Here is a 16,056-nt window from a genome sequence, read left to right as displayed (position 1 = left end):
CTACCCGCGGCCTCGCTCCGCGAGACGGGGCAGAGCCGGCCCGTACGCGTGACGCGCTCAGCGTCGCCGCGGCCCGCCGCGCAGCGAGGAGACGACCAGGCGGCCGTAGCGCGTGGTGAGCGCGGCGGCCGTCGCGCCCAGTGACGCGGTCAGGGCGAGTGCCAGGTGCCACGGGTCGGAGTCGCCGAGCACCTGCAGGATGGACAGCGCGGTGCCCAGCGGCAGCCCGAGGACGGTCAGCACGCCGAGCGCCCCGGCGATCTGCTGGCTCTCCTGGGTCTGCACGAGCCGCGCGTAGTCCGCGGCCTCGGCGAGGATCAGCTCGAAGCGCTCCGGCAGCCGGTGCTTGCGCTGGAAGGCCAGCAGCAGGGTGTTGGCGGGGCCGTGGGCGCTGAGGTGCTGGCGCCAGTACGTACTGCGGAAGTGCGCGATGCGCTCTTCGAGCGCGGCGACCCGGCGGGCCAGGCCCGGGCCCTCGAAGACGGCGGACAGGTCGTCGGTCAGCTCGTCGATGTGGTTGCGCTGGACGGTGGCGAGCAGCAGTGCGTCGAGGTAGACCGTACGCGCGTTGTGCGCGGCCCAGTCGTAGAAGTCGCCGGCGCCGGTGTCGGCCCGGTGGCCGAGGAAGGCGGCGCCCTGGCGCAGGACGAGCGCGCTCCAGTCCGCCGATATCCGCCGGACCTCGGCCTGGTGGTCCGGTACGTACTCCGGCGGGGCCGGCAGGTCGTCCGGGGCCGAGCGGGACGCGAGCGAGCGCAGGTACTCGTCCGCCTCCGGCGGGACCTCCCCGGTCGCCGCGTCACGCAGCGCCAGCGCGCCGAACGCCGGGCCGGGAGCCACGAAGGTCACGGTGTACGGCCGCGACAGCGCGAACGGCGCCGCGGCCGCGGCGGTGTCGGCCACCGCGCCCAGCAGCGCCGCCGGCGCCAGCGCGCCCTCGAGCGGGTCGGACTCCCCGACCAGCCGCCGGTGGCTCATGGCCCGCAGCAGCGGCAGTATCGGCGTGCTGCCGGCGACGGTGAAGTGCAGGACCGCGAGCGCCTGCCGGGCGGCCCTCGCGGTGGGAGTACGCAGCAGCTCCATCCCGTCGAGCCGCAGGGCCCCCTCCGACCGGGACTCCCACGTGTGCCACCGGCGGTCGTACAGGGCGCGGGCCGCCGCGGTCGTGAACACCCCGCGTCTGCCGTCCGCGTCCGCGACCCGTCCTCCCACCTGGAAAGGCAGCGGCCCCGCCGCCCACGGCGGATCCGCGTCCAGCCCCACCGGCACCAGGACGGCGAAGTGCTGCCGCGTCCCCGTCGCCGCCCCCTGCGCCACGGTCGCGGCGTGCCGCCGCGCTTCACTGACCCCACTCACCCGCCCACCTTGCCGCCCCGGCGTCCCCGCACGCAATCGGCGCTCCCGGTGCGCGTCCCCGCGTGAGGGGAACCGGCGGCCCGGAGGGCCTACGCTGAGTGCGCAAGGCGGCGCGGTCCGCCTTCGTCGCCGAGCCCGACGTGTCGAATGGGAGCTGTCCCGATGTCCGCAAGTCCTCTCGTCCTGCCGCCCGTACGGCTGCTGTCCCCGGACGAACTGGCGCAACTGGCGCTGGACGTGCCGCTGCTCGACCGCGCGTTGCGGCTGGCCCGCTGGGCGGCGCCGGAGCGGGCGGTGGACGCCGTGGGGGAGCTGCTGGACGCCGATCTGGTGGCCGCCGCCGAGGAGTTGGGCGGCGACCAGGGCGAGGACGAGGACCGGCTCGTGGACGCGGCGCAGGCGTGGGCCGTCGCCGTGGACACCGGGCTGGTCGACCTGGAGATCGAGGAGGAGGCCGAGGAGTCCACCCCGCCGGGTGAGGCGGCCGGGCGGGCGGTGCCGGGTGAGGCGGCCGAGCGGATCGCCGCGGGGGACCCGCGGGACGTGCTCGACGTGTGGCTCGCCGCGGCGGAGGCCGCGCTCGCGGAGGCCGCGTCGCCGGACCTGGAGCAGCTGCCTGACGACCTGGGCGACCTGGAGGAGCAGGACTGGGACCCGGATGAGGAGGCCGAGTTCCTCGACACCGCGCTGGCCAACCTCTACACCCTGACGGCGCTGGACGACGGCTCGGAGGCCACCCAGGGCGCGGTGCCGCTGCCGGTGCTTGCGGCGTCGCTGGTGGTGCCGGACGACATGGAGCAGCCCAGTGACGCCGTCCTCGAAGAGGTCACCGAGGTCATGATGCGGCTGGACGACCACTTCCGGCTGCTGGCACCTGCGGGGCTGCTGGACTACCGGCCGGTGGACGAGGCGCTGATCGAGGAGGACGAGGAGCCGGGGCCGCAGGCGCGGGACGGCGAGCTGGACCCGGAGGAGATCTCCCGCTACGGAATGGTGCGGCTCACCCCGCTGGGCGTGCACGGCCTGCGGGAACTGCTCATGGAGGCGGGCGCGGTGGCGCCGGTGGTGGGCGACCTCGCGGGGGCGACCGGCACCGGGCTGCTGGACGCGCTGGCCGGATATCCGGACCACGCGGCCCGCGCGGAGGCGGAGTTGTGGCTCCTGGACCGCAAGCCGGTGGACGCGGCGCGGGAGTTGCTGGCGGCCGGCCGCGGTGACGACGAGGGCGCTCCCGCCCGTCGGCTGATGTGCCAGCAGACGCTGACCCTGGTGGGCGCCGAGGCCGAACCCGCCTTGCGCGAGGTGCTCGACGACCGGCAGCTCGGCGGTCTGGCCCGGGTGTGGCTCACCGAGAGCGGCGCGTCCGACGTGCCGACGCCCGACGCGGACATGATCTTCTGGCTGACCATCGACACCCTGGCCGCCCAGCTCGCCGCGGACGACGACCCGGAGCTGCTGTCGGACCTGGTCCGCGACCTGGTCGAGCGGCACGACGGCTTCTTCGACGCGGCCTGGCGGGTGGAGCACCCGGCCACCGCCGACGTGCTGGAGGCGATGGGCCGGCTGCACCCGGACCGCAAGGCCGCCAAGGACGCCCGCAAGGCCGCCTTCAAGGCCCGCTCCCGCGACGGGGCCTGAGGGCGGAGGGGACGCGGAGGGGCGGCCCCGGCCGTCCCTCCTGCCACGCGTTTTGAATCTCCCTTTACGAATTCTTGGCCTCACTATGGAGCCGCCCTTTTCCGTATCCGCTCCGTTCACCGGCAGTTGGCCGCCGGCCGGGAGCGTGGCCGCCGCATGCACGCGCCATCGCGACATAAGGGAGCCACCGTGCCGCTCAGCCGCAGAGACTTCGTCCACCGTTCCGCGCTCACCGGCGCCGGCATCGCCCTCGCCGGTGCCGTCGACGTCCTGGCCACCGCACCCGGCGCGCTCGCCGCGGGGGCGCCCGCGGGCCGCGGTGACGACCACGGCCACCCGCACGGACACTGCCCCGAACTGGGCTACGGGCCGCTGATCGCCGACCCCGCGGGCCTGCTCGCGCTGCCGGCCGGCTTCACCTACCGGGTCGTCACCCGGACGGGCACGACCACGCTGGAGTCCGGCGGGACGACCCCGTCGAACCACGACGGCACCGCCGCCTTCGCGGGCGAGCGCGGCGCCACGCTGCTGGTCAACAACCACGAGATCGGCGGCCCGCTGACCGCCGCGGCGCACCCCGTACCGCACGTCCCCGGCCTGGTCTACGACCCCGCCGCCGCCGGCGGCTGCACGGTCGTCGAGGTGCCGAGGCACTGGCGCGGCGACGAGGACGGCCGTGGCGGGGGCCACGCCGAGCCGGTCACCGAGTGGGTCGGCATCGCCGGCACCGCCACCAACTGCGCCGGTGGTGCGACTCCCTGGGGCACCTGGCTGACCTGCGAGGAGACCGAGGACCGGGCCGGTTCCAACGGTATGACCAAGGACCACGGCTACGTCTTCGAGGTCGACCCGCACGACCGGCACGCCAATCGCGACCCCGAGCCGATCAAGGCGCTGGGCCGCTACGCGCACGAGGCCGTCGTCGTCGACCCCCGGCGCGGCCACCTCTACCTCACCGAGGACGCGTCGGGCCCCAACGGCCTGCTCTACCGCTGGACCCCGCCGCACGGCTTCCAACACGGCCGCGGCCGGCTCGCCGCGCTGGGCGACACCGACGGCGTGCTGCAGGCCTTCCGCTGCTTCGACTCCGTCGGCCGCTTCGTGGACGACCTGTCGCGCGCGACGAAGATCGGCACCCGCTACGGCGTGGACTGGGTCGACGTGCCCGACCGCGACGCGCGGACCGCCTCGGTCCGCAAGCAGTTCACGGACGGCGAGGTCACCAGGGCGCGCAAGCTGGAGGGCATGTGGTGGGCGGACGGCGGCACCTACGTCGTCTCGTCCTTCGCCCGCGGGGAGAGCCCGGTCCAGCACGACGGCGCCGTGTGGTTCTACGACCCGGCCCGCCGCACCCTGACCCTCAAGGTGCTGCTCGGCGTCAACACCGCGCCGGAGCAGGACGGTTCCTTCGACGGCCCCGACAACATCACGGTGTCGCCGTACGGCGGCCTGATCATCGCCGAGGACGGCGCCGGCGTGCAGCACCTGTTCGGCGCGCTGGACGACGGCCGCACCTACCCGCTGGCCCGCAACGAGCTGAACATCGGCAGCGAAGCGGAGCCGGAGTACAGCGAGTTCACCGGCGTGACCTTCTCGCCCGACGGCGACACGCTCTTCGCCAACATCCAGACGCCGGGCATCATGCTCGCCGTCACCGGCCCCTGGCGCCGCCAGGCCGCCGGCCGCTGAGCCCGCCCGCGGGGAGCGACGGCCGCCCCGGAGCGACGGCTCCGGGTCGGCCGTACCGATTCCGCGCGGCTCAGCAGCCGTTGAGGATCGAGGAGAGCGCCGACTTCTCCGCGCTGTCCACGGTCAGCCCGTAGTAGTGCTTGACCTGCACCCAGGCACGGGCATAGGTGCACTGGTACGACGCGCGCGGCAGCCACTCGGCCGGGTCGTCGTCGCCCTTGGAGCGGTTGGACGACGCCGAGACGGCTATGAGCTGCGGGCGGGTCACGTCGTTTGCCAGGCCCTGCCGCTGGGCGGTGGTCCACGCCCACGCGCCGGAGTCCCACGCCTCGGCCAGCGGGACGAGGTGGTCGATGTCGAACGTCGACGGGTTGGTGGTGGTCACCCCGTCGTAGGCGCTGGTCCAACTGCCCGACGTGGACTTGCAGGAGCTGTCGGTCACCACACCGCTGCCGTCGCGCTTGAGCACGTACTCGCGGGTGTCGCAGGTCCCGGAGATGGTGATCCAGGTCGGGAACAGGTTGCGGTCGTAGGTGGAGGCGTGCGTCTCGGGGGTCGCCGTCATCCCGGAGAGGTAACTGCGGGCGGTGGAGGCGGCGATGGGGGTGGGCAGCGCGGCTTGCGCGGTGCCGCTGCTCGCCAGCAGGGCGGTGGCGGCGAGCGCGGCGGCGCCCGCGGTCGAGCCTATTCGGAGTGCGAGACGGTTAGCGGGCATGGCTGAGCGCTCCCGTTGCTAGGGGTGGGCGTGTGGTCGCACGCCGTGCTCAACCAGGGTCCCGGCCACGGGTCTATGCGGGTAGACGGTCGGCGGTAAAATCTAAGTGACCATGACAAAAACACGCGCGCGGGTGATCCGGCGCGCGCGCATGCGAACGGCCCGGCTCCGCAAGGGAGTCCGGGCCGTTCGCGGTCCACTCACGGGGCCGCGGGAGCCGGGCCGTCCGCCGCGCCCGGATCGGCTCAGAGGGCCGCGGCCCCCGGCTTGACCAGGGACTTCGCGGTGCGCGCGTCCACGAACGTACCGATCGCGGTCATCTCCCACTCGCCGGAGAACTGCTTGACCAGCTTGGCCATCAGCACGCCCGTTCTGGCCTCCCCGCTGGTGAGGTCGAAGCGCACCAGCTCCTCGCCGGAAGCGGCGTCCAGCAGCCGGCAGTACGCCTTCGCGACCTTGTTGAACTTCTGCCCCGAATACGAGTTGACGGTGAAGAGCAGGCCGGTGGCCTCCGGCGGCAGCCCGCCGAGGTGGACGGTGATCGACTCGTCGTCGCCCGAGCCGTCGCCGGTGAGGTTGTCCCCGGAGTGCTGGATCGCGCCGTTCAGCACGGTGAGCCGGCCGAAGTAGCAGGTGTCCAGATGGTTGCGCTGCGGACCGTAGACGATCACCGACGCGTCGAGGTCGATGTCCCGGCCGCCGAAGGCCGGCTCCCAGCCCAGGCCCATACGGACCGAGGACAGCAGCGGCTTGCCGCCCTTGACCAGCGACACCGTCTCGTTCTTCCGCAGATTGACCCGGCCCTTGTCCAGGTTGATCCGTCCGGGCGCGGCAGCCGGGGCCGGGGGCTGGGCCGGCGGCGCGGCGGGCGGCGGAGGCGGCAGGTGGGTGGCCGCGGGACCGGTCGGCGGGGCCTGCGCGGTCTGCGGCGCCGGCGCGGCGGGCTGCGCGGGTGCGGCCGGCTCGTCGACGCTCACGCCGAAGTCGGTGGCGATGCCCGCCAGGCCGTCGGCGTACCCCTGCCCGACCGCGCGGACCTTCCAGGCGCCGCCCCTGCGGTAGACCTCGACCACCACCAGGGCGGTCTCCGGGCCGAGCCCGGCCGGGGCGAAGGTGGCGATCACCGAACCGTCGTCGGCATTGCGCACGGTGGCCGTCGGCACCGTCCCCGCGAAGGCGGCACCGCCGTCCAGGCTCGCCGTCACCACGATCTTCTCGATACCGGCGGGCACCGCCTCGGTGTCCACCGTGATGGCGTCCGGGGCGGATCCGCCACCCGGGCGGTGCGTCACCCCCGGGCCGCCCTGCGGCTGGTTGTAGAAGACGAAGTCGTCGTCGGAGCGCACCTTGCCGTCGGCGGTGAGGAGCAGGCCCGAGACGTCGAGCCGCGCCGGGGCGGCCACATCGACGGCCACGCGGGGGACGGACAGCGGCACATTCGAGCCAGGCGTCATTGCGGTCATGTCCGGCTAACGACCGACTCCGCTTTGCGGTTCCATTACCCGGCCGCCCGGGGGACGGCCCGTACGCCGAGGCCGTCGGTGGAGCGTGCGGGCAGCGCGAAGGCGGACACCGTCTCGGGCGGCAGCGGGCGCAGCCCGAGCAGGCCGTGGACCGCCGCGGCGGTCAGCGCGTGCCACAGCCCGGCCTGCCGCAGCATCGCGTGGTCCCCGCCGGGCACCACGAATCGGCACACCTGGGCGCCCGCCGCCCGTGCCCGTACGGCCGTCAGCAGCGACTCGCGCGGGGAGGTGATCCGGTCGGCCGCCGCGTGCACGAACACCAGCCGTGCCCCGGCCAGTTGCTCGACCGGGTCCTCGGGCGGGCACCACGCGGCCAGCGCGACCACCCCCGCGACCCCCGGCTCCGCCGCGATCCGCAGCGCGGCCCTGGCCCCCATCGAATGGCCCACCAGCACGGTGGGAAGCCCCCCGGTGCGCTCCCGCAGCGCGGCCAGCGCCTCGGCGGCGTCCCGTGCGGCGTCGGCCCGCTCGCCGTTCCACCCGCGGTGCCGATACCGGGCCTCGGCGACCGTCAGGCCGCCGCCCCTGCCGACGGCCGTCGCGAACGGCCGCATCCGCCACGACGCCGGATTGAGCCATGAGGGGCGCCGCAAGCCGTTCTCCGCGCCGCCGTGCAGCAGCAGCACGGCGCCCTCGGCGCCGGGCGCCGCCACGCGCATCACCATCCGGGGGTCCACCCCCGTACGATCCCACGGCTCCCCGGTCAGTACGGCCAGATCGGCGGGTCGGTGCAGAAGGCGCCGCCCAGGTTGGCGTGGGCCGGGTCGGCCGGGTCGAGGTCGCCCTGGGCGGCGAGGAGGGCGGCGGCGAAGGGCTCGGAGTCGTCCTGGGGCTCGTAGCCCAGCGCGCGGCTCGGGCCGAGGTCCCACCACAGCCGGGTGTTGGCCGAGCTGCCGTGGACGACGGTGTGACCGGTGACGTCGGCGGTGAGGGCCGCGTGGAAGAGGCGGGCGCCGTCCGCGGGGCTCATCCAGACCGACAGCATGCGGACCGTGGTGGGTTCGGGGAAGCAGGAGCCGATCCGGATCGACACCGTGTCGACCCCGTGCCGGTCGGCGTAGAGCTGCGCCAGGTCCTCGCCGAAGCACTTGGACAGGCCGTAGAAGGTGTCGGGACGGCGCGGGGTGTCGACCGGGATGAGCGGGTCGTCGCCCTGCGGGCGCGGGGTGAAGCCGACCGCGTGGTTGCTGGACGCGAAGACGATCCGCCGCACCCCTTCCTCGCGCGCCGCCTCGTAGAGGTTGAAGGTGCCCTCGATGTTGGCCCGCAGGACCTTCTCGAAGGTCGACTCCAGCGAGATGCCGGCCAGGTGGACGACGGCGTCGACCCCGCGTACGGCGGCGCGCAGGGCGTCGCGGTCGGCGAGGTCCGCGGTGATCGCGTCGGGCTCGCCGTCGATCGGCAGCATGTCGAGCAGCCGCAGCCGGTAGCCGTAGGACGGCAGGAGGCCGCGCATGAGGGTGCCGAGACCTCCGGCGGCGCCGGTGAGCAGAATGGTGCGGGGAGCGGGCATGGGGAGGTCTCCTCGGTCTCACCGGCCCCGGGGGGCCACTGACATGACGGACGCGCCGGCGGGTGCGGCCGGCGCGGTGGGCCGGTGGCACCCCGGTGAGTATATCCGTGGCCGCTATTCAGGTATATGGACAAGAAGGGTCCGTTGCGGGTGCATGTGAGCGGTGCTCGGCGGCTTGACCCGCCTGTGGGTGCTCGCCTAGCGTGGCAGCGTTCATGAATATAGACGTGAATCATATGAGCGCACAGACCGGACCTTCAGGGGGAACCCGATGACCTCACCCTCACTCGCCGAGCGTCTCGACGGCCTGCTGTTCTTCCCCGTGACGGCCTTCGGCCCGGACGGCGGTCTGGACCTCGACGCCTTCCGCGCGCACGTGCGCGCCGGGGTGGACGCCGGTGCGGCGGCCGTCTTCGCCTGCTGCGGCACCGGCGAATTCCACGCCCTGTCGCCCGCGGAGTTCGGCGCGTGCGTGGCCGCCGCGGTCGAGGAGACCGCGGGCCGGGTGCCGGTGGTCGCGGGTGCGGGCTACGGCACCGCGCTGGCCCTCGAATACGCCGGCATCGCGGAGCGGGCCGGCGCCGACGGGCTGCTGGCGATGCCGCCGTATCTGGTCGTCCCCGACCAGGAGGGCCTGCTGCGCCACTACCGCGCGCTCGCGGCCGGCACCGCGCTCGACGTCATCGTCTACCAGCGCGACAACGCCGTCTTCGCGCCCGCCACCGTCGTCGAACTCGCCAGGGTCCCCAACATCATCGGCCTCAAGGACGGTCACGGCGACCTCGACCTGATGCAGCGGATCATCAGCGCGGTCCGCACCGAACTGCCCGGCGACGGCTTCCTCTACTTCAACGGCCTGCCCACCGCGGAACTGACCGGGCTCGCCTATCGCGGCCTCGGGGTCACCCTCTACTCCTCGGCCGTCTACGCCTTCTCGCCGGAGATCGCCCTGGCCTTCCACCGGGCGCTGACCACCGGCGACGACGCCACCGTCGACCGGCTGATCGACGGCTTTTACCGCCCGCTGGTCAACCTCCGCAACCAGGGCCGCGGTTATGCCGTGTCGCTGGTCAAGGCCGCGGTGCGGCTGCGCGGCCTGGACGTCGGCGAGGTCCGGCCGCCGCTGTCGGAGCCGGCGCCCGCGCACGTCAAGGAACTGGCCGAACTGATCGAGCACGGGCTCACGTTGCTGGGGGAGCGCTGACATGCGGACGTCCGCCTTCGTCTACCCCTGGGACGTCGTCGGCGACCCGGCCGCCGCCGGCCGGATCGCCGCGCTGGGCGTGCAGCAGGTCACCCTCGCCGCCGCCTACCACTCCACCCGGGCACTCACCCCGCGCCACCCGCGCCACCGGGTGGTCACCGCGGAACACTCCGCCGCGCTCTACCCGCCGGACCCGAAGCGCTGGCAGGGAAGGGAGTTGCGGCCGTACGCGGCAGGTACGTGGGCCGCGGCCGACGATGCCTGGGCCACCGCGGCGGCCGAACTGCGGGCCGCCGGGCTCGACGTGCACAGCTGGGTGGTGCTCGCCCACAACTCCCGGCTGGGCGCGGAACACCCGGACACCAGCGTCGTCAACGCCTACGGCGACCGCTACCCGTGGGCGCCCTGCATCGCCCAGGAGCCCGTCCGCGCCTATCTGCTGGACCTCGCCGCCGAGGCCGCCGCCCGCCCCGGCGCGGCCGGCACGGAGCTGGAGTCGCTGGGCTGGTACGGGCTCGCGCACCTGCACGCGCACGACAAGATCGGCGGGGTGCCGCTCGGGGACGCGGCCCACTACCTGATGTCGCTGTGCTTCTGCCCGTGGTGCCGGGACGGCTACGCCGATCTCGGCGCCGACCCCGGGGAGCTGGCCTCGGCCGTCCGTACCGCGCTGGCGCCGGTGTGGTCGGACGGCGGCAGCGACGCGGCGGGACTGCCGGGCATCGAGCGACTGCTCGGCGCCCGGTGGACCGAACTGACCCTGTCCTGGCGTACCGGGACGGCCGCTTCACTCCAGGAACAGGCCGTCGCGGCGGTGCGCGCGGCCGCCGAACCCGGCTTCCAGGTGCTCATGCACGCCGACCCGGCCGCCTACCGCTGCGGCGCCAACGCCGGTGTGCGGCCCGCGGGGATCCTCGCCCACGCCGACGGCCTCGTGCTGCCCTGCCCGGGGGGCCCCGCGGGCGCCGCGGGCCGCGAGGCGGTGCTCGCCCCGGTCGCCGCGCACGCGGGGCCGCACACCGTGGTCGCCGCCAACTTCACGGTGGTCTCCGGCATGGGCGGCAGCCCCGGCACCCTCGCCGCCGACGTCGCGCACGCCGCCGAGGCCGGCGCCAACCAGCTGCGGCTCTACCACGCGGGACTCGCCTCGGACGCCGACCTGGCGGCGGTCCGCGCGGCACTGCCCGCCGGGTGACCGGAGCGCGGCGATCATGGGGGTACCGCCGCGCCCCGGAGCATCACCGGTCGGGTGAGCCAGGAGGATGGTGCATACCCAAGTCGCCACCGGTGCACGGGAGGTTGCCGTGTTCTCGAATTTATTTCCGGGACATTTCCCGGCGCCACCCCCCGGTGCCCCACGCACCGCGGGAGGGCCCGCGCATGGGCGCTTCCGGCGGTTCAGAAGATGCCGCCGACCTTCGCCGTGCCGCCCGAGCCGTACCCGGCGGTGACCGTGTAGCTGTCGCCGTCGGTGCCGCCCTGCCCCTGGTCGTGGTTGAACTGGCCGGAGAAGGTGTACGAGCCGGGTGCGAGGGTCTGCCCGGCGTTCAGCGTCCAGCGGTAGACCAGGTACTGGCCCTCCACGGTGACCTGGGCGGCGGTCCGGTCCGGGACCGACGTCCACGAGCCGGTGCTGGTCTCGTGGCTGTTCCTGGCGATCCGCAGCTCCACGGTCAGCGAGGTCAGCGGCTGGGTCGTCGTCAGGTCGACGTCGCTCTGCGTCCAGTAGTCGTTGCTGGCGGGGGCGATGACGCCGTTGGAGGACAGGGGGCCGTCGGCGGTCGGCGCCCGGCCGCCGGTGTCGTTGCCGCCGGACGGCCCGGGCGAGCTGGCCGGCGGCGGCTGCGGGCTCGGCGCCACCGGGGACTTGCGGCCGGGCGTGCCGTGCGGGGTGGCGACGGTCCTGCGGTGCCCGGGGGCCGCTGTGGTGTGCCGCGGCACCGGCGCCCGTGTTCCCGCGCTGCCCGAGGCGCCGGTCGCGGGGGCCTGCGAGGTGGCGGCGTCCGTGCCGCCCGACGTGACGACCGTGCCGGTCGGCTGGCTGTCGCCGGTCACGGCGCCCACCGCGAGGCCGCCGATGCCGATCGCCCCCGCCACCGCCGCCGTCACCGCGGTCACCCGCATCCAGGGCGCGGCGGGCGGCCGGTCGTAGCCCCTGGCGCGGGAGTCGTGCACTCCCGGCCCGGTGTCGTCGGCGGCCATCGCGTGCTCGACCCTGGCCAGCATCCGTTCCCTGTCGGGCCGGTGGGCGTCGGCCGCGTTCCGCAGCCGCTCCGGCAGATCGGTCATCACATTCCCCGTCCCGTACGAGTACGAGCACGAGTCGCAGGACCCGCCGCACCCAGCAATCGCTGTGCGCCCGGGCCGATTTCACCCGCAGCGCCGTTTGCCGCGCCGGCCGCGCCGGCCGGTCGGGCGGCGCGCGGCAGGCGTTCGGGACCGGCGGGACTGCGTACAGCCGCCGATCCGGCCTCCTGCACCGTACCGGCTTCCGCGGTCCACGGTTCGAGCAGCCTCTCCAACTCCGCGATGCCGCGGGAGGTCTGGCTCTTGACCGTGCCGACCGAGATGCCCAGCGCCGCCGCCGTGTCGCGCTCCGACAGGTCGAACGCGTGCCGCAGCACCACGCAGGCCCGTTTGCGGAACGGCAGCCGCTGCAGCGCCTCGCGCAGGTCGAGCACCGCCGGCAGGTCGGGCCCGTCGGTGCGTTCCGGGCGCTGCGACCAGAACAGGGCGACCCGGCGCCGCTCGCGCATCGCGCTGCGTATCCGTGAACGCGCCAGGTTGGCCACCACGCCGCGGGCGTACGCCACCGGGTGGTCGGCTGTCCGCACCCGGTCCCAGCGCCGCCACAGGGCCACCAGGGCGTCCGCCGCGAGGTCGTCGGCGGCGTCCGCCTCGCCGGTCAACAGGTGGGCGAGGCGGGCGAGTTCGGCGTAATGCCGTTCGAAGAACGCGTGGAACGCGGCGGCATCGTCGTCGACGGCAGTGCCCACGATCACCTCTTCCTGCCCGGACCTCCCTGCCACGGCGCGGCGAGAGCGTAGCAGCGGGGAAAGGCTATGGGCAGAGGTCGGGAATCATCTTTCTTTCCCGTGGTAACCGCTGGTCGACGGCCTGTGACCGCGGGGATGCCGGTGGCATCAGCCGCCGGCACGCACGCAGCGCTGCACCCGGGTCACCAGCGGCAGGCCGAACGCGCCCGCGGACGTCTCGGGGCGCGAGCGCAGGTAGTCCCCGATGCCCGCCAGCACCGCCGCCCGCTCGTCGGGCGCCATCACCAGGATGTGCGAGTGCGTCGCCACCGTGGCGGTCAGCGACTCGATCGTGCGCGGCATGCTGTGCGGGAAGTCCTCGTCCACCGCGGCGGAGAAGGCCGGGTGCGGCGCGATCCTGCGGCTCGGATTGGTCTCCCAGCCCAGGTACGACACCTGGGTCGGCGAGACCGCGGCGAGCCCGGCGACCCACTCCACCCGGTCGTCCTCGGCGTTGGACAGCGTCGCCAGCGGGCCGCCCGGCCGCAGCACCCGGGCGATCTCCGGCAGCGCCCTGTCCTGGTCGAACCAGTGGATCGCCTGCCCGACCAGCACCGCGTCCACCGACGCGTCCGGCAGCGGGATGCTCTCGGCGGAGCCGCCGAGGGCGGTGGCCGCGGGCACCTGGCGGCGCAGCTCGTCGAGCATCGCCGGGTCCGGTTCCACCGCCGTCACCCGGTGCCCGAGCGCGACCAGGCCGCCGCTCAGCTTGCCGGTGCCGGCCGCCAGGTCCAGCACGTGCAGGGCCGCGCCCCGCTCCCGGGCGGCGGGGGCCAGCGCCCAGGCGACGGCCTCGGCCGGGTAGTCCGGCCGGTGGGCGGCGTATTCGGCGGCGACCGCGCCGAAGGAGGCGGCCCGCCTCGCGTACAGCTCCGGGTCGTACCCGGTCCCGTGAGTGCTCATGCCGCCGACCCTACGGCGGCCCCCGGCGGCGCCGGGGCAGGGGTCACAGGCGCCTGGTGGCGAGCAGCAGGCGGTCGCGGGCGTCGAAGAGCGCGTCCTTGATCATCTGCTCGTGCGCACCGGTGAGCCGGGCGACCGGGACCGAGCAGCTCACCGCGTCGCGCGCGGGCGTCCGGTAGGGGACCGCGATGCCGAAGCAGCGCAGCCCCAGGGTGTTCTCCTCGCGGTCCACCGCGAAGCCCTGCTCGCGGATGACCGCCAGCTCCGCGATCAGCTTCTCCCGGTCGGTGTGGGTGTGTTCGGTGAGCGGCTCCAGCGTCTCCGGCAGCAGCTTGCGCACCTGCTCGTCCGTATACGTGGCGAGCAGTGCCTTGCCCAGTGACGTGGAGTGGGCGGGCAGCCGCCGGCCGACCCGGGTGAAGGGGCGCAGGTAGTGCTGCGACTGCCGGGTCGCCAGGTAGACCACGCTCGTCCCGTCGAGGCGCGCGAGGTGGATGGTCTCGCTGGTGTCGTCCGACATCCGGTCCAGCGTCGGCCGGGCCGCGGCCACCACCTCGTCACCGTCGATGTAGGAGGTGCCGACGAGCAGCGCGCGCACGCCGATGCCGTACCGCGTGCCGGTCGCGTCGGTCTCGATCCAGCCGAGGTCGACCAGGGTGCGCAGCAGCATGTAGAGGCTGGACTTGGGGTAGCCGACGGATTCCTGCACGGACGCCAGGCTGTGCATACCGGGCCGGCCGGCGAAGAACTCCAGCAGTTCCACCGTGCGGACGGCGGACTTGACCTGGGAACCGGCTCCCTCGGCAGCACCCATTGCGCTCGACCCCTCTTGTTCGGCCGGGAGGCCCGGACGTAGGCTCCCTTGGAGATTCACATCTGAAGACGTTGTTCAGTATAGAGAACGACGACGGTGTGCAGTACGGAAATGTGGAGGTTATTCCGGTGGCAGTCCCAGTCTGGAGCGTCGACCCCCGTACCGGGAAGCAGCGCGAGCAGGTCGCCGTCGAGGCCACGGCGGCCGAGGTCGACGCCGCCGTCCGCGCCGCCGCCAGGGCGATCCCCGCCCTCGCCGACCGCAGCGTACGCTCCCGGCTGCTGCGCGCCGCTGCCGGGGCGCTGGAGGAATCGGCCGCCGCCGTCATCGCCGCCGCCGACGCGGAGACCGCGCTCGGCGTGCCCCGGCTCACCGGCGAGCTGGCCCGTACCGCCTACCAGCTGCGGGCTTTCGCCGAGGTCGTGGACGAGGGCGCCTTCCTCGACGTGATCATCGACCACGCCGACCCGGCCGCGCAGCCGATCCCGCGGCCCGACCTGCGCCGGATGAAGATCCCGCTCGGCGTCGTCGCCGTCTACGCGGCCAGCAACTTCCCGCTCGCCTTCTCCGTCCCCGGCGGCGACACCGCCAGCGCGCTGGCCGCCGGCTGCCCGGTCGTGGTCAAGGCGCACCCCGACCACCCGGCCACCTCCGCGCTGTGCACCGAACTGCTGCGCGCCGCCGCCGTGTCCGTCGGCCTGCCCGCCGACACCGTGGTGACCCTGCACGGCTTCCAGGCCGGCGTCGAGCTGGTACGCCACCCGCTGGTCGCCGCCGCGGGCTTCACCGGCTCCGTCCCCGGCGGCCGCGCCCTCTACGACGCGGCGGCCGCCCGCCCGCAGCCCATCCCCTTCTACGGCGAGCTGGGCAGCCTGAACCCCGTCGTCGTCACGCCGGACGCCGCCGCAGAGCGGGCCGAGCAGATCGGCGCCGGGCTCGCCGGGTCCTTCACCCTCGGCGTCGGGCAGTTCTGCACCAAGCCCGGCCTGGTGCTCGCCCCGGCCGGGCAGGACGGCGACCGGCTGGTGGCCGCGCTCACCGCCGCCGCGGGCGAGGCGGCGCCCGGCGTGCTGCTCGACGCCCGCATGCGGGACAACTTCCTCAAGGGCGCCGCCAGTCGCGTCGCGCTGCCCGGCGTGTCCGCGCCGGTCGTCCCCGCGGGCGAGGGGGAGACCGGGGTGCGCCCCGGCTTCGTCACCGTCGCGGCACCCGACCTCGACGAGTCGCTGCTCGAGGAGTGCTTCGGGCCGCTGACCGTGGTCGTACGCTACGGGTCCGCGGCCGAGCTGGCCGCCGTCCTCGACCGGCTCCCCGGCAACCTCACCGCGACCGCCCACCTCGGCTCCGCCGAGGCCGCGCAGGAGGGCGGGTCCGCGGCGGCACTGCTGGCCCGCCTCACCGCGCTGGCCGGCCGCGTCCTGGTCGACGGCTGGCCCACCGGCGTCGCGGTCGCCCCCGCCCAGCACCACGGCGGCCCCTACCCGGCGACTACCTCGACCTCCACCTCGGTGGGCGCCACCGCCATCGAACGCTGGCTGCGCCCGGTCGCCTACCAGGACACCCCGCCGGCCCTGCTGCCCCTCGAACTCCGCGACGCCAACCCCCTCGGCGTCCCCCGCCGCGTCGACGGCACGCTGTCCTAGACGGCTTCTCCGCCTGAGGGGCA

13 protein-coding genes and 1 pseudogene are annotated in these 16,056 nt (G+C 74.6%); 5 read left to right on the top strand and 9 right to left on the bottom strand.

Annotated features, from left to right (window positions below):
- Nucleotides 1-57: 57 nt before the first annotated feature.
- Nucleotides 58-1,356, bottom strand: a complete 1,299-nt coding sequence (locus tag BUE44_RS11880; RefSeq protein WP_235002068.1) for a hypothetical protein — start codon at nt 1,354-1,356, stop codon at nt 58-60.
- A gap of 162 nt (nt 1,357-1,518) precedes the next feature.
- Here BUE44_RS11880 and BUE44_RS11875 point away from each other — a divergent pair, with 162 nt between their 5' ends.
- Nucleotides 1,519-2,994, top strand: a complete 1,476-nt coding sequence (locus BUE44_RS11875; RefSeq protein WP_073497056.1) for a hypothetical protein — start codon at nt 1,519-1,521, stop codon at nt 2,992-2,994.
- 189 nt (nt 2,995-3,183) lie between these two features.
- Nucleotides 3,184-4,683, top strand: a complete 1,500-nt coding sequence (locus BUE44_RS11870; protein ID WP_073497054.1) for an alkaline phosphatase PhoX — start codon at nt 3,184-3,186, stop codon at nt 4,681-4,683.
- Nucleotides 4,684-4,753: 70 nt separating this feature from the next.
- Here the strand turns inward: BUE44_RS11870 and BUE44_RS11865 are convergent, their stop codons facing one another.
- The 4 genes from BUE44_RS11865 to BUE44_RS11850 form a co-directional block, all read right to left on the bottom strand.
- A complete protein-coding gene (locus tag BUE44_RS11865) occupies nt 4,754-5,398 on the bottom strand; it encodes an HNH endonuclease family protein (RefSeq protein WP_073497052.1) in 645 nt (214 codons plus the stop codon).
- 245 nt (nt 5,399-5,643) lie between these two features.
- Complete coding sequence (locus BUE44_RS11860; protein WP_073497050.1) at nt 5,644-6,861, bottom strand: TerD family protein; 1,218 nt, start codon at nt 6,859-6,861, stop codon at nt 5,644-5,646.
- Nucleotides 6,862-6,896: 35 nt separating this feature from the next.
- Nucleotides 6,897-7,586 (bottom strand): alpha/beta fold hydrolase, encoded by a 690-nt coding sequence (locus tag BUE44_RS11855; RefSeq protein ID WP_235002067.1) that lies wholly within the window; start codon nt 7,584-7,586, stop codon nt 6,897-6,899.
- Nucleotides 7,587-7,624: 38 nt separating this feature from the next.
- Nucleotides 7,625-8,434 carry an NAD-dependent epimerase/dehydratase family protein gene (locus BUE44_RS11850; RefSeq protein ID WP_073497048.1) on the bottom strand — a complete coding sequence of 270 codons (810 nt, stop codon included), beginning with the start codon at nt 8,432-8,434 and terminating at the stop codon, nt 7,625-7,627.
- Nucleotides 8,435-8,705: 271 nt separating this feature from the next.
- On the opposite strand from BUE44_RS11850, the gene BUE44_RS11845 reads away from it, so the two are divergent.
- Together BUE44_RS11845 and BUE44_RS11840 are read left to right on the top strand one after the other, a co-directional pair.
- Nucleotides 8,706-9,638, top strand: a complete 933-nt coding sequence (locus BUE44_RS11845; protein WP_073497045.1) for a 5-dehydro-4-deoxyglucarate dehydratase — start codon at nt 8,706-8,708, stop codon at nt 9,636-9,638.
- 1 nt (nt 9,639) lies between these two features.
- Nucleotides 9,640-10,833: a hypothetical protein gene (locus BUE44_RS11840; RefSeq protein WP_073497043.1), complete on the top strand. Its 1,194-nt coding sequence runs from the start codon at nt 9,640-9,642 to the stop codon at nt 10,831-10,833.
- A gap of 203 nt (nt 10,834-11,036) precedes the next feature.
- Here the strand turns inward: BUE44_RS11840 and BUE44_RS11835 are convergent, their stop codons facing one another.
- The 4 genes and pseudogenes from BUE44_RS11835 to BUE44_RS11820 all read right to left on the bottom strand — a co-directional run bounded on the left by BUE44_RS11835 (nt 11,037) and on the right by BUE44_RS11820 (nt 14,390).
- The gene (locus BUE44_RS11835) at nt 11,037-11,927 is read right to left on the bottom strand and encodes a hypothetical protein (protein WP_073497041.1); all 891 of its coding nucleotides are present in this window, start codon (nt 11,925-11,927) and stop codon (nt 11,037-11,039) included.
- A 203-nt stretch (nt 11,928-12,130) separates the two neighbouring features.
- Nucleotides 12,131-12,634 (bottom strand): annotated as a pseudogene (locus tag BUE44_RS11830) (SigE family RNA polymerase sigma factor); the annotation flags it as partial.
- A 147-nt stretch (nt 12,635-12,781) separates the two neighbouring features.
- Nucleotides 12,782-13,576 (bottom strand): class I SAM-dependent methyltransferase, encoded by a 795-nt coding sequence (locus tag BUE44_RS11825; protein ID WP_073497039.1) that lies wholly within the window; start codon nt 13,574-13,576, stop codon nt 12,782-12,784.
- Nucleotides 13,577-13,619: 43 nt separating this feature from the next.
- Nucleotides 13,620-14,390, bottom strand: coding sequence for an IclR family transcriptional regulator (locus tag BUE44_RS11820; RefSeq protein WP_073497037.1), 771 nt, complete (start codon nt 14,388-14,390; stop codon nt 13,620-13,622).
- 128 nt (nt 14,391-14,518) lie between these two features.
- On the opposite strand from BUE44_RS11820, the gene BUE44_RS11815 reads away from it, so the two are divergent.
- Nucleotides 14,519-16,033, top strand: coding sequence for an aldehyde dehydrogenase (NADP(+)) (locus BUE44_RS11815; RefSeq protein ID WP_073497035.1), 1,515 nt, complete (start codon nt 14,519-14,521; stop codon nt 16,031-16,033).
- Nucleotides 16,034-16,056 lie beyond the last annotated feature (23 nt).

This window comes from Actinacidiphila paucisporea (genome assembly GCF_900142575.1).
GTDB lineage: Bacteria > Actinomycetota > Actinomycetes > Streptomycetales > Streptomycetaceae > Actinacidiphila > Actinacidiphila paucisporea.
This window is presented reverse-complemented; position numbering and strand designations above follow the sequence as displayed.

Coding starts and splice junctions, on each gene's coding strand:
- BUE44_RS11855 (WP_235002067.1), bottom strand. CDS start 7,586: ATGGTGATGCGCGTGGCGGCGCCCGGCGCCGAGGGCGCCGTGCTGCTG.
- BUE44_RS11825 (WP_073497039.1), bottom strand. CDS start 13,576: ATGAGCACTCACGGGACCGGGTACGACCCGGAGCTGTACGCGAGGCGG.
- BUE44_RS11820 (WP_073497037.1), bottom strand. CDS start 14,390: ATGGGTGCTGCCGAGGGAGCCGGTTCCCAGGTCAAGTCCGCCGTCCGC.
- BUE44_RS11840 (WP_073497043.1), top strand. CDS start 9,640: ATGCGGACGTCCGCCTTCGTCTACCCCTGGGACGTCGTCGGCGACCCG.
- BUE44_RS11875 (WP_073497056.1), top strand. CDS start 1,519: ATGTCCGCAAGTCCTCTCGTCCTGCCGCCCGTACGGCTGCTGTCCCCG.
- BUE44_RS11865 (WP_073497052.1), bottom strand. CDS start 5,398: ATGCCCGCTAACCGTCTCGCACTCCGAATAGGCTCGACCGCGGGCGCC.
- BUE44_RS11835 (WP_073497041.1), bottom strand. CDS start 11,927: ATGACCGATCTGCCGGAGCGGCTGCGGAACGCGGCCGACGCCCACCGG.
- BUE44_RS11860 (WP_073497050.1), bottom strand. CDS start 6,861: ATGACCGCAATGACGCCTGGCTCGAATGTGCCGCTGTCCGTCCCCCGC.
- BUE44_RS11850 (WP_073497048.1), bottom strand. CDS start 8,434: ATGCCCGCTCCCCGCACCATTCTGCTCACCGGCGCCGCCGGAGGTCTC.
- BUE44_RS11845 (WP_073497045.1), top strand. CDS start 8,706: ATGACCTCACCCTCACTCGCCGAGCGTCTCGACGGCCTGCTGTTCTTC.